The organism is Bounagaea algeriensis, assembly GCF_054491375.1.
The window spans coordinates 1,168,343-1,181,189 of the sequence record NZ_CM137102.1 but is presented as its reverse complement, the minus strand read 5'-3'; the positions used below and the strand labels follow the sequence as shown (position 1 = coordinate 1,181,189).

At 70.0% G+C, this 12,847-nt stretch carries 11 protein-coding genes; 3 read left to right on the top strand and 8 right to left on the bottom strand.

All coding sequences use genetic code 11. The annotated features are described in order from the left end of the window. Window positions 1-36 precede the first annotated feature (36 nt). The 4 genes from ACVGV2_RS05390 to ACVGV2_RS05375 form a co-directional block, all read right to left on the bottom strand. Entirely contained in the window at window positions 37-483 is a 447-nt protein-coding gene (locus ACVGV2_RS05390) for a DUF4233 domain-containing protein (protein WP_459164942.1), read from the bottom strand. After that, complete coding sequence (gene folC / locus ACVGV2_RS05385; protein ID WP_459164941.1) at window positions 480-1,847, bottom strand: bifunctional tetrahydrofolate synthase/dihydrofolate synthase; 1,368 nt, start codon at window positions 1,845-1,847, stop codon at window positions 480-482. The genes ACVGV2_RS05390 and folC overlap by 4 nt, the downstream gene beginning before the upstream one ends. 22 nt (window positions 1,848-1,869) lie before the next feature. Beyond that, the gene (locus ACVGV2_RS05380; protein ID WP_459164940.1) at window positions 1,870-4,509 is read right to left on the bottom strand and encodes a valine--tRNA ligase; all 2,640 of its coding nucleotides are present in this window, start codon (window positions 4,507-4,509) and stop codon (window positions 1,870-1,872) included. An 86-nt stretch (window positions 4,510-4,595) separates the two neighbouring features. After that, on the bottom strand, window positions 4,596-4,841 hold the full coding sequence (locus tag ACVGV2_RS05375) for an SEC-C metal-binding domain-containing protein (RefSeq protein WP_459164939.1): 246 nt from the start codon (window positions 4,839-4,841) through the stop codon (window positions 4,596-4,598). Window positions 4,842-4,857: 16 nt separating this feature from the next. On the opposite strand from ACVGV2_RS05375, the gene ACVGV2_RS05370 reads away from it, so the two are divergent. The 3 genes from ACVGV2_RS05370 to ACVGV2_RS05360 all read left to right on the top strand — a co-directional run bounded on the left by ACVGV2_RS05370 (window position 4,858) and on the right by ACVGV2_RS05360 (window position 8,879). Beyond that, complete coding sequence (locus ACVGV2_RS05370; RefSeq protein WP_459164938.1) at window positions 4,858-7,155, top strand: FdhF/YdeP family oxidoreductase; 2,298 nt, start codon at window positions 4,858-4,860, stop codon at window positions 7,153-7,155. A 124-nt stretch (window positions 7,156-7,279) separates the two neighbouring features. Then, the gene (gene fdhD, locus ACVGV2_RS05365) at window positions 7,280-8,119 is read left to right on the top strand and encodes a formate dehydrogenase accessory sulfurtransferase FdhD (RefSeq protein WP_459164937.1); all 840 of its coding nucleotides are present in this window, start codon (window positions 7,280-7,282) and stop codon (window positions 8,117-8,119) included. Between the two features lie 220 nt (window positions 8,120-8,339). Then, complete coding sequence (locus ACVGV2_RS05360) at window positions 8,340-8,879, top strand: 2'-5' RNA ligase family protein (protein WP_459164936.1); 540 nt, start codon at window positions 8,340-8,342, stop codon at window positions 8,877-8,879. A gap of 40 nt (window positions 8,880-8,919) precedes the next feature. Here ACVGV2_RS05360 and ACVGV2_RS05355 read toward each other — a convergent pair whose 3' ends face one another. The 4 genes from ACVGV2_RS05355 to ACVGV2_RS05340 form a co-directional block, all read right to left on the bottom strand. Continuing rightward, window positions 8,920-9,504, bottom strand: coding sequence for an alpha/beta hydrolase (locus ACVGV2_RS05355; RefSeq protein ID WP_459164935.1), 585 nt, complete (start codon window positions 9,502-9,504; stop codon window positions 8,920-8,922). Window positions 9,505-9,699: 195 nt separating this feature from the next. Then, on the bottom strand, window positions 9,700-10,980 hold the full coding sequence (gene clpX / locus ACVGV2_RS05350; RefSeq protein WP_459164934.1) for an ATP-dependent Clp protease ATP-binding subunit ClpX: 1,281 nt from the start codon (window positions 10,978-10,980) through the stop codon (window positions 9,700-9,702). Between the two features lie 286 nt (window positions 10,981-11,266). Continuing rightward, window positions 11,267-11,893 (bottom strand): ATP-dependent Clp protease proteolytic subunit, encoded by a 627-nt coding sequence (locus tag ACVGV2_RS05345; protein ID WP_459164933.1) that lies wholly within the window; start codon window positions 11,891-11,893, stop codon window positions 11,267-11,269. A 119-nt stretch (window positions 11,894-12,012) separates the two neighbouring features. After that, window positions 12,013-12,594, bottom strand: coding sequence for a ClpP family protease (locus ACVGV2_RS05340; RefSeq protein ID WP_459164932.1), 582 nt, complete (start codon window positions 12,592-12,594; stop codon window positions 12,013-12,015). Window positions 12,595-12,847: the final 253 nt, after the last annotated feature.

The following is a 12,847-nucleotide window of genomic DNA, read 5'->3' as shown; positions in this document are numbered from 1 at the left end:
ATTGCACCTGCCTACTGGGCCGCCTATTGCACCCGCCTACTCCGCCTGGTCGGGGTAACCGGGCGGATGGCCGAGCTGGTCGTACAGCCGGCCTTCGCGCATCCGGCGGGCCACGTCGCGGCGCAGGTACAGCACGTAACCCCACACCGCGGCGAACAGCACGCCCATGATCCCGATGGCCGGATGCACGAACACGCACAGCACGGCGCAGACCTGCAGCGCCAAGGCCAGGCGCAGCCCCCACGGACGCTGCTGCACGAACCCGGCGAGCAGCATGAGCACGGCCAGCGCGGCGACGAGGCCGAAGCCGACGCTGGACACGCCGGCACCGAACTGCCACACGATGGGCAGGGCCAGACCGAACACGATGAACTCCAGCACGAGCGTGCCGGCCATCACCCCGCGCAATCCCTTCCACGGGTCGCGCACCCCTTCCGGCGGAACCGGAAGACCGCGTTCGGTGTTGCCGCCCACCTCGCTCACGCCGGGTCCTTGCCGAACAGGGCACGCCCCTCACCGGCGGTGACGACCGAACCGGTGATGAGCACACCGCCGCCGGAGACGGTCTCGCTCGGATCGCTGACCTCCTCGGCGAGCTGGATCGCGTGCTCCACGGCGTTGTCCAGCCGCGGTTCGACCACGATCCGCTCCTGACCGAAGACGTCCTTGGCCAGCGCGGCGAGCTCGTCGGGGTCCAGCGCGCGGGGCGAGGAGTTGCGGGTGATCACCAACTGCTCGACGACCGGTTCGAGCTCGGTGAGGATGCCGTGGGCGTCCTTGTCGCCGAGCACGCCGACCACCGCGACGAGCGTGCGGAAGGAGAACTCCGCGTTCACCGCCTGCGCCAGCGCCCGCGTTCCGTGCGGGTTGTGCGCCGCGTCGACCAGCACCGTGGGAGCGGCGCGCACGCGCTCCAACCGCCCCGGCGTGATCACGCTGGCGAAACCCTCGCGCACCGCGTCGATCTCCAGCTGCCGCTCGGCACCGGCGCCGAAGAAGGCTTCCACCGTGGCCAGGGCCACCGCCGCGTTGCGCGCCTGGTGCTCGCCGTGCACCGGCAGGAACACCTCGTCGTACACGCCTCCGAGGCCCTGCAGCCGCACCATCTGCCCGCCGACGGCGACGGTGCGCTCCAACACGCCGAACTCCTGCCCCTCACGGGCCACGGTCGAATCGACCGAGGCGGCGCGTTCCAGGATCACCCGTTCGGCTTCGGCCTGCTGCCCGGCGAGGATCGTGACGGAACCGGACTTGATGATGCCGGCCTTCTCCGCCGCGATCGAGCCGATGTCGTCGCCGAGGTAGTCCGCATGGTCCTTGGCGACGGGGCAGATCACGTTGATGAGGCCGTCGGCGACGTTGGTGGCGTCCCAGCTGCCGCCGAGCCCCACCTCGAGCACCGCGGCTTCCACCGGGGCGTCGGCGAAAGCGGCGAAGGCCATGCCGGTGAGCACCTCGAACTTGCTCATCGGGACGGGGCTGCGGTTGTCCACCAGCGTCACGTACGGCGCCACGTCGCGGTAGGCCTCGACGTAGCCCTCGGCGCTGATCGGCGCGGCGTCGATCGAGATCCGCTCCGTGGCCAGCTGCAGGTGCGGACTGGTGTAGCGGCCGGTGCGCAGGCCCAACCGGGTCAGCAGGGCATCGACCATGCGGGAGGTCGACGACTTGCCGTTGGTCCCCGCGATGTGCACCACCGGGTAGGTGCGCTGCGGCTCGGCGAGCAGATCGACCAACGCCCGGATGCGGTCCAGGGACGGTTCGATCTTGGTCTCCGGCCAGCGCTCGTTGAGCTCGTCCTCGACCAACCGCAGTTCGCGGAAGGACTGGGACTCGGTGCCGGGCACGTAGGTCACCTCTTCGCTCGGTTCAGCTCTCCGGCAGCGCGGCCAGTCGAGCGTCGATCCGCTCGATCTCCGCTTCGGCCGCGGCACGGCGGGTGCGGATCTTGTCCACCACGTCGGTCGGGGCCTTCGCCACGAACGACGGGTTGTTCAGCTTCTCGTCGGTGCCCTCGAGTTCCTTGCGCGCGGCCTCGAGGTCCTTGTTCAGGCGCTTGCGCTCGGCGGCCATGTCGACCGCACCGGACAGGTCCAGCTCGACCGCGACGGTCCCGCCCGGCAGCCCGACCTCCACCGAAGCCGAGGAGGTGAACTGCTCGCCCGGTTCGGTGACGCGCACCAGCGCGCGCACCCCGTCCGCGTGCTCGGCCAAACCGGCCTCGTCGATCCCGCCGAGCCGCGCGGCGACCTTCTGCCCCGGTTTGAGGCCCTGGTCCGAGCGGAACCGGCGGATCTCGGTGACGAGCTTCTGCACGGCGGCGACGCGCTCGGCCGCGCCCTCGTCGGCGGCCGCACCCGAGGGGGTCGGCCAGTCGGCCACGACCACCGAGTCGCGGCCGGTCAGCGCCGTCCACAACGCTTCGGTGACGAACGGCATCGTCGGGTGCAGCAGCCGCAGCAGCACGTCGAGCACCTGGCCGAGCACCTCGCGGGTGCGTTCGGCGCACGCCTCGTCCGCGTCGAGCTGCACCTTGGACAGCTCCACGTACCAGTCGCAGAACTCGTCCCAGGTGAAGTGGTACAGCGCCTCGGTGGCCTTGGCGAACTGGTAGTCGTCCAACAGGGAGTCCACATCGGACACCAGCTGGTCGAGCCGGCCGAGGATCCACCGGTCGGCATCGGTCAGCTCGGCCTCCTCCACCGGGAACTCCGGCACCCGCGCACCCTTTATCAGGGCGAACTTGGTGGCGTTGAACAGCTTCGTGCCGAAGTTCCGGGCGCCCGAGACCCACTCCTCGCTGATGGGCGCGTCCGCCCCCGGGTTCGCCCCGCGGGCGAGGGTGAACCGCAGCGCGTCGGCACCGTAGGTGTCCATCCACTCCAGCGGGTCGACCGTGTTGCCCGCGGACTTGGACATCTTCTTGCCGAAACCGTCGCGGACCATGCCGTGCAGCGCGATGACCTTGAACGGCGCGACCCCGTCCATGGCGTAGAGCCCGAACATCATCATCCGGGCCACCCAGAAGAACAGGATGTCGTAGCCGGTGACGAGCACGCTGGTCGGGTAGAACGTGCGCAGGTCGACCGTGTCCTCCGGCCAGCCCATCGTGGAGAACGGCCACAGGGCCGAGGAGAACCACGTGTCCAGCACGTCCTCGTCCTGGCGCCAGCCCGGTTCGGACGGCGGCTCCTCGTCCGGGCCGGGGCAGACCATCTCCCCGTTCGGCCCGTGCCACACCGGGATGCGGTGGCCCCACCACAGCTGGCGCGAGATGCACCAGTCGTGCATGTTGTCGACCCAGTCGAAGTAGCGCTTGGACATCTCCGTCGGGTGCACCGCGACCCGACCGTCGCGCACCGCGTCGCCGGCGGCCTCGGCCAGCGGGCCGACGCTGACGAACCACTGCTGCGACAGCCGCGGCTCGATCGGTTCCTTGGTGCGGGAGCTGTGCCCGACGCTGTGCACGTAGGGGCGCTTCTCGGCGACGATGCGGCCCTCGGCGCGCAACGCCTCGCGCACCTGCGCGCGGGCCTCGAAGCGCTCCGTGCCGTCGAACCGGGTGCCGGTGCCGTCGATCCGACCGCTCTCGTCCATGATCGTCGGCATCGGCAGGTCGTGCCGCTGGCCGATCTCGAAGTCGTTCGGGTCGTGCGCCGGGGTGATCTTGACCGCGCCGGTGCCGAATTCGGGATTGACGTGGTCGTCGGCCACCACCGGGATCTTCCGGCCGGTCAGCGGGTGCTCGAGCTCGGTGCCGACCAGCGCGCGGTAGCGCTCGTCCTCCGGGTGCACCGCGACGGCCGTGTCACCGAGCATCGTCTCCACGCGCGTGGTCGCCACGACCACGGACGCGTCGCCGTCGCCGTAGCGCATGGAGACGAGCTCGCCCTCGACGTCCTCGTAGTCCACCTCGATGTCGGACAGCGAGGTCTTCAGCTCCGGCGACCAGTTGACCAGGCGCTCGGCGCGGTAGATGAGGCCGTCGTCGTAGAGCTTCTTGAAGATCGTCCGCACCGCGCGCGAGAGCCCGTCGTCCATGGTGAACCGCTCGCGGGTCCAGTCGACGCTGTCGCCCAGCCGACTCATCTGCGACAGGATGGCGCCGCCGTGCTGGTGCTTCCACTCCCAGGCGCGGTCGACGAAGGCCTCGCGGCCGAGTTCGAGGGCGTCGGTGCCCTCCTCGTGCAGCTGGCGCTCCACCAGCGTCTGCACGGCGATGCTCGCGTGGTCCATGCCCGGCAGCCACAGGGCCTCGTAGCCCTGCATCCGGCGGCGCCGCGTGAGCAGGTCCATCAGCGTGTGCTCGTAGGCGTGGCCGATGTGCAGGCTGCCGGTCACGTTCGGTGGCGGGATGACGATCGAGAACGGCGGACGCCCGCTGTGCGGATCCGCCGTGAAGTAGCCGGCGTCCACCCAGCGCTGGTACAGCTCTGCCTCGGCGTCGGCGGGGTTCCAGCTCGACGGGAGTTCGCGGGGCTGCTGCTGCGCGCTGCGGGTCTGAGTCACGCCCGGAATTCTACGAGCCCCGGTGAGCACGCCTGTCGGGGAGTGCTCGTCCCCGCGGCGTGTCGGGCGCCCGGAAGGAGACTCGGCTACCACCGCCCGCGCGGGCCGTCGCGCACGGGCGCTTCCTCAGCCGCCGGCCCCTCCGGTTCCGCATCGGCGAAGCCGGGCGCACCGCAGCACTTCTTGTACTTGCGCTGCGAACCGCACCAGTGTCCCGCTGCGGCTGCGGCGCGAGCGGCTCGACGAACTCGTCGCGGGCGGTCCGGCGCCACTGCTCCGGTGCCCGGCAGCGCGACAGGCTCTCCCCAGGGCTTACATCGCGGGCCCGGCATGCGGCATCATCCTCGTATGGCGCGCGAAGCTCCCCGTGACGATGTGGACGAATCAGCCCTCGACGTTTCCGAGCGCGGAACGGCCGCCGCCGGCCTCACCGGCGTGTGGGTGTCGTTGCGGCGCGGCTGGGAGCAGATGGGGCTGTCGCGGACGATCCGGACGCTGCCGCTGCTGAACCAGCGCTCCGGCTACGACTGCCCGGGCTGCGCGTGGCCGGATCCGCGCAAGGAGGACGGCGAGAACCGCAGCCCCGCCGAGTTCTGCGAGAACGGCGCCAAGGCGGTGGCCGAAGAAGCCACGACCCGCCGCGTCGACCGGGAGTTCTTCGCCGCCCACCCCGTGTCCGAGCTCGCGGAGAAGACCGACTACTGGCTCGGGCAGCAGGGCCGGCTCACCGAACCGATGGTGCTGCGCGAGGGCGACACGCACTACCGCCCGATCGACTGGGACGAGGCCTTCGACCTCATCACCGAGCGGCTGCGGGGGTTGGACTCGCCGGACGGGGCGGCCTTCTACACCTCCGGGCGGACCAGCAACGAGGCCGCGTTCGCCTACCAGCTGCTGGCGCGGTCGTTCGGCACGAACAACCTGCCGGACTGCTCGAACATGTGCCACGAGTCCTCGGGATCGGCGCTTACCGAGACGATCGGCATCGGCAAGGGATCGGTGTCGCTGTCCGACGTGGAACACGCCGACCTGGTGCTCGTCGTGGGGCAGAACCCGGGCACGAACCACCCCCGCATGCTGTCCTCGCTGGAGAAGGTCAAGAACAACGGCGGGCGGATCATCGCCGTGAACCCGCTGCCGGAGACCGGGTTGATGCGGTTCAAGAACCCGCAGACCCCGAAGGGCCTGTTCGGCAAGGGCACCGCGCTGGCCGACGAGTTCGCGCAGATCCGCATCGGCGGCGACCTGATGCTGTTCAAGGCGTTGAACGCGCTGCTGCTGCAGCGCGGAGCGGTCGACCAGGCGTTCGTCGAGGAGCACACCGCCGGTTTCGCCGAGTTCACCGCCGGAGCCGAACAGGTCGACTGGGACCGCGTGGTCGAGGCGACCGGACTGGAGCAGGCGCAGATCGAGCGCATCGCCGACATGCTCGCCGCTTCCGAACGCACCGTCACCTGCTGGGCGATGGGGCTGACGCAGCACAAGCACGGCGTGGCCACGATCCGCGAGATCGTCAACACGATGCTGCTGCGCGGCATGATCGGCAAGCCGGGCGCCGGCCTGTGCCCGGTGCGCGGGCACTCCAACGTGCAGGGCGACCGGACCATGGGCATCTGGGAGCGGATGCCCGAGTCGTTCCTGTCCGCATTGGACGGCGAGTTCGGCATCACCTCGCCGCGTGAGCACGGCCGGGACACAGTGGACACGATCCGCGCGATGCGGTCCGGCGACGTGCGGGTGTTCGTCGGCATGGGCGGCAACTTCGTCTCGGCCACTCCGGACACCGAGGCGACCGCGCAGGCGCTGCGCGACTGCGAACTCACCGTCCAGGTGTCGACGAAGCTCAACCGCTCGCACGCCACGCCGGGACGCACGTCGCTGATCCTGCCCACGCTCGGCCGCACGGAACGCGACGTGCAGGAAACCGGGCAGCAGTTCGTCACCGTCGAGGACTCGATGTCGGTGGTGCACGCCTCGCGGGGCCGCCTGGAACCGTCCGGGCAGCAGCTGCTGTCCGAGGTGGCGATCATCTCGCGGCTGGCGCGGCGGCTGCTCGGCGAGGAGCACCCCGTGGCCTGGTCCGAGTTCGAGCGCGACTACGACACCGTCCGCGAGCACATCGCCCGCGTGGTGCCCGGCTGCGCCGACTACAACCGGAAGGTGCGCCAGGAGGACGGGTTCGTGCTGCCGCACCCGCCGCGGGACGAGCGCTCGTTCCCCACCGCCACCGGCAAGGCGAACTTCACGGTCAACACGGCCGAGCCGATCCACGTCCCGCGCGGGCGGCTGCTGCTGCAGACGCTGCGCAGCCACGACCAGTTCAACACCACGATCTACGGCCTGTCCGACCGCTACCGCGGCATCGAGGACGCCCGCCGGGTGGTGCTCGTCAACACCGAGGACCTGCAAGGGCTCGGCGTGGCCGACGGCGACGTGGTCGACCTGGTCTCCGAGTGGGAGGCTGCGGACGGCACGATCGAGGAGCGCCGCGCCAAGCGGTTCCGCGCGGTCGGCTACCCCACTGCGAGCGGGTGCGCCGCCGCCTACTATCCGGAGACCAACCCGCTGGTCGCGCTGGACTCCGTCGCCGACAAGTCGAACACCCCCGTGTCGAAGGCGATCATCGTCCGCCTCGAAGCGGCGTGACCGCGCGGGAAGCGCTGCCCGCCGGGCAGCCGGACCGACTCGACAGCCGGCGCGCTACCCGTCAGGGCCGACGACGCCACGCAGGCGGGCGCGACGCCGGTGGACGCGACGCAGGGAGTTGTGCATGGGACGAGTAACGGTGCGCCGGCCGATCCTTCGGGTCAGCCCCGGCAACACCGACAGGCGCCCGGACACGCTGGCCGCCGAGGAGCCGCTGGAGCTGCGGCTGGCCGGAGATCCCCTCACGGTGACCATGCGCACCCCGGGACACGACGTGGAACTGGCGCACGGTTTCCTGCTCACCGAAGGTGTGGTCGACGCGTCGGAGGACGTCAGCGGGGCACGCTACTGCGACAGCCCCGGCCCGGACGGGCGCAACACCTACAACGTGCTGGACCTCGTCCTGTCCCCCGGCGTGGCGCCACCGGACACCTCGGTGCAGCGGAACTTCTACACGACCTCCTCGTGCGGGGTGTGCGGCAAGGCCGCGCTCGACGCGGTCCGCGTGCGCACCCGCTTCTCCCCCGCCGCCGACCCGGTCTCCATCCCGGCCGACACGCTGGCCACGTTCGGCGACACGCTGCGCGCCTCGCAGCGGGTGTTCGCCAGCACCGGCGGACTGCACGCCGCCGGGCTGTTCACCCCCGACGGCACGCTGCTGGCAGCGCGGGAGGACGTGGGGCGGCACAACGCGGTGGACAAGGTGCTCGGGTGGGCGCTGCTGTCCCAGCGCGTCCCGCTGCGCAGCTGCGCGCTGATGGTTTCCGGCCGCGCGTCGTTCGAACTGGTGCAGAAGGCGGCGATGGCCGGGATCCCGGTGCTCGCGGCGGTGTCGGCGCCCTCCTCGCTCGCGGTGGAACTGGCCGCGGAGCAGGGGATGACGCTGGTCGGGTTCCTGCGCGGCGAGACGATGAACGTCTACACCCAGGCTGCTCGCGTGCTCACCGGTGCGGACTCCGATTGAGGCACCCCGCGGCCGCGGTGATGCCGTGACTTCGACCTCGGTGCCACGCGCTGAGCGGATCGACAGCGGTACCGTGAAGATGCGCGCCGAGCCTCGCGGGTTGCGCGGGCACGGCTGCGCGGGCACAGCCAGGGTCGACGTGTTCGGCGTCGGCCGAGGGCGCGTCGGCAGGAGCGGGTCGTTCCCCTCGTCGGCCGACGTGCTCGAGAGGAGGAGTGCATTGGCGCGAGAAGGACTGACCGGTTTGGTGCTCCCCGTCCCGGAGGCCGACCCCGTCCTGACGACCGTGAGCCAGGGTTATCCGGAGGCGGTGCGGGACGTCCCCGCGCACATCTCGCTGCTCTACCCGTTCCTGGACGCGGACGCGCTCGACGAGCAGCACATCAACATGCTGGACGACATCTTCCGCACGCAGCCCCCTGTTCCGGTCACTCTGTCCGAGTGCCGGCGACAGGAGGACGGTTTCGTCTACCTGCCGGCCACCAACGACGAGCTGACCACGCTGACGGAGACGGTGCGCGCCCGGTGGCCCGAGGCGGTGCCGCACGAGCGGCGCGCGAACGTGGCCGAGCCGCACGTGACCGTGGCGATGCAGGCTCCGGAGGAGTCCGCGACGCGGATCCAGGCGACGGTGACCGCCGCCCTGCCGATGGTCACCGTGCTGCAGGAGGCCTGGCTGGTGGTGTTCAGCGGCACCCGGTGGCACGTGCGTGAACACTTCTCCTTCGCCGTGGACGATCAGGCCGGTGACGTGGAGTGATACCGCCCCGCCAGGCGATTCGAACGAGCTCGCCGCGGATTCAAACGAGCTCGCCGCGGGGGAGCTCCGCGTCGTAGCGGTCCACCAGCGGGGCGGTGCCGTGCAGCACCCAGCGCAGCATCGCCGGCCACGGACCGTAACCGGCCTCGGTGGTGAGGTGCTCCCCGCCGAGGATGACGTCGAGGTCCACGCCGAGGCGCTCGGCCAGGGCGTGCGCCCGGGGCATGGGCAGCTGCTCGTCCCCAGTACCGACGACCAGGCGCGTCATTCCCGCGGCACGCCGGGTGGCGCTCACGTCCACATCGGGTGGCGGGTTTTCGGACGGCGCGCACAGCAGCACGCGGTCGGCCCGCCGGGTTGCCGGATCGAAGCGCGCCACGTGCTGCAACCACAGCGCGGCGCCGCGGGAGTAGGCCACGACGACGAGCTCATCGGTCTCGGACACGGCCTCGAGCGCACCGTGCAGCTCCGCGAGCAGCAGCGGGAGCGCAGGCCTGTCCGCGGCGGGCAGGCGCAGCGCGTTGAGCGCGACACCGTGCTCGGCCAACCGGTTGCTGAGCCACTGCTGCCAGTGCCACGGACCCGTGGCGCCATCGCGGAGTAGCAGCACGCGCAATTCGCTCATCGTCCCTCCCCCGAACGTCCGTCGCGGTCCCCACCATGATCGACGATGTTCGAGCATTCCGCAGCGGGAATCGCGATGTCGCGGGAACCGGTCCGGTGCGCGGCACGGGCTCGCGCCCAGAACTCGTACCGTCCGTCCACATGCGCGCGGGCGCCCCCGGTGCGGGGACGCCCGCGCGGCGGTGCTGAAGCCGGCTCAGGCGGACTTGTCGCGTCGCTCCCGACGCGTCGCCTGCCGGGCCACGATCGTGGGGTTGACGTTCTCCCGCACGGTCTGCTCGGTGATGACGACCTTGGCGACATCGGAGCGGCTCGGGATGTCGTACATGACCGGCAGCAGCACCTCTTCGAGGATCGCCCGCAGGCCGCGGGCACCGGTTCCCCGCAGGATCGACTGGTCGGCCACCGCCTCCAGTGCCGCCTTGGTGAACTCGAGCTCCACGTTGTCGAGCTCGAACAGGCGCTTGTACTGCTTGACCAGGGCGTTGCGCGGCTCCGTCAGGATCCGGATGAGCGCTTCCCTGTCCAGGTTCGAAACGCTGGCGACAGTGGGCAGCCGGCCGATGAACTCGGGGATGAGCCCGTACTTGATGAGGTCCTCGGGCATGACGTCGCCGAAGTGGTCGGTCGTGTCGACCTCCGACTTCGCCCGCAGGTCCGCGCCGAACCCGATGCTGTGCTTGCCGACGCGGTCCTCGACGATCTGATCCAGACCGCCGAACGCTCCCGCGACGATGAACAGCACGTTCGTCGTGTCGATCTGGATGAACTCCTGGTGCGGGTGCTTGCGCCCGCCCTGCGGCGGCACGCTCGCCTGCGTGCCCTCCAGGATCTTCAGCAGCGCCTGCTGCACGCCCTCGCCGGAGACGTCCCGCGTGATCGACGGGTTCTCGCTCTTGCGGGCCACCTTGTCGATCTCGTCGATGTAGATGATGCCCGTTTCGGCGCGCTTGACGTCGTAGTCCGCGGCCTGGATCAGCTTGAGCAGGATGTTCTCGACGTCCTCGCCCACGTAGCCGGCCTCGGTCAGCGCCGTGGCGTCGGCGATGGCGAACGGGACGTTGAGCATCTTCGCCAACGTCTGGGCGAGGTAGGTCTTGCCGCAGCCGGTCGGGCCGAGCATGAGGATGTTCGACTTGGCGAGGTCGACCTGCTCCTCGCTGCGGCTCTCCCGCTTCTCCGCGGACTGGATGCGTTTGTAGTGGTTGTAGACGGCAACCGAGAGATTGCGCTTCGCGGCGTCCTGGCCGATGACGTACTGGTCGAGGAAGTCGTGGATCTCGCCGGGCTTGGGCAGCTCGTCGAGCTTCGCATCACCCGTCTCGGCGAGTTCTTCCTCGATGATCTCGTTGCAGAGATCGATGCACTCGTCGCAGATATACACGCCGGGGCCGGCGATGAGCTTCTTCACCTGCTTCTGGCTCTTCCCGCAGAAGGAGCACTTCAGCAGGTCGCCGCCGTCACCGATACGTGCCATGACCGCTGACCCCGTCCCCTCCGGTGCGTCGTCCGGTGACGCACCTGACCGTGTTCGTGCCTTCGACAGTACCCGGCGTTCCCCTGCTTCGGGGAGACGCTGCGGCGCCGCGATCCTGGCATGCGCATCCGCGACGCGGCCACGCATCGCCACGCGGCGGGACGGCCGGGCGTGTCGTGCCCCGGCCGTGTCGCCCGGTTCGCTCGCTCACCGGGCGACACCCCAGGAAACCATTCGCGGACGGCGCAACGCCCGCGCCTGCCCGGCTCGGCGCCGGTGGCATCACTCACGAATGCGACAGCTTGCGGTAGGGCAGCACCTCGTCGACGATGCCGTACTCCATGGCGTCGTTGGCCGTGAGGATCTTGTCCCGGTCGATGTCCTGGCGGATCTCGTCGGACGTCCTGCCGGTGTGCGTGGCGAGCGTGCGCTCCATGAGCGTCCGCATCCGCTCCACCTCGGCGGCCTGGATCTCCAGGTCGGAGACCTGCCCGTAGAGACCTTCCACCGAGGGCTGGTGGATGAGCACGCGGGAGTTCGGCAGGGCGAGCCGCTTGCCCTTCGTGCCCGCGGCGAGGATCACCGCGGCCGCCGAGGCGGCCTGACCCAGGCAGATCGTGCTCACGTCCGGCCGCACGTACTGGATCGTGTCGTAGATCGCCATCAGCGCCGTGAACGAGCCGCCGGGCGAGTTGATGTAGATCTTGATCTCCCGGTCCGGGTCGTCGGACTCGAGGAAGAGCAGCTGGGCCATGACGTCGTTGGCCGAGGCGTCATCGATCTGCACCCCGAGGAACACGATGCGTTCCTCGAACAGCTTGTTGTACGGGTTGGATTCCTTGACCCCGTAAGGCGTGCGCTCGACGAAGGACGGCAGCACGTAACGGGACTGCGGTAGCTGGAACGAGCTCACGAGAGGTGACTCCTTGTCGCTGGAGTGGTTCACGAAGAGGCTGCACTGATTGCACGCCGCCGCTGTCCGCAGCGGCTGCGCACCCGCGACCGCGACCGGACGCGGCACGTCGAGGAGGCTCAGCTCTGCGGCAGGTTCGCCGCCGACGCGATGTGGTCGATGAAGCCGTACTCCTGGGCCTCCCGCGCGGTGAACCAGCGGTCGCGGTCGGAGTCCTGGAGGATCTTCTCCGGCGTCTGGCCCGTCTGCTCCGCGATCAGCTCGGCCATCTCCCGCTTGTGCTTGGAGAACACGTCCGCCTGGATCGCGATGTCCGAGGCCGTACCGCCCAGCCCGGCCGAGGGCTGGTGCATCATGATCCGCGCGTGCGGCAGCGAGAACCGCTTGCCCTGGGCGCCCGCCGACAGCAGGAACTGCCCCATCGACGCGGCGAAGCCCATCGCGACGGTGGCGACGTCCGGCTTGACCAGCTGCATCGTGTCGTAGATGGCCATGCCCGCGGTCACCGAGCCACCCGGCGAGTTGATGTACAGCGCGATGTCCCGCTCCGGATCCTCCGCGGCCAGCAGCAGCAGCTGCGAGCAGATCTGGTTGGCCATCGTGTCCTCGACCTGCGTGCCGAGGACGATGATGCGTTCCCGCAACAGCCGCTCGTACACCGAGTCGGTCAACGAGAGCCCGTTGGACGTGGTGGTTCGCATCTGCGGCGACCCGTCGGACGCCGGTTGAGTCAGGTGCTGCGTCACGATTCCCTGCCTTACTCCCACAACTGGGCTTTTCGCCGAGGGCGATGCTCCACAATGGACCGCCCAGGTGAGCCGAGCGGCTTTCGCGGTTGCGGGCCCACCCCCGGTGTGATCCGCTGACGTCGACCCTAACGAACGTGGGCGGCACCAGCTTCCCAGTACCGCCCACGTTCGCTCAGAGCATGTTCGTTTGACGTGCCGCCGGCGC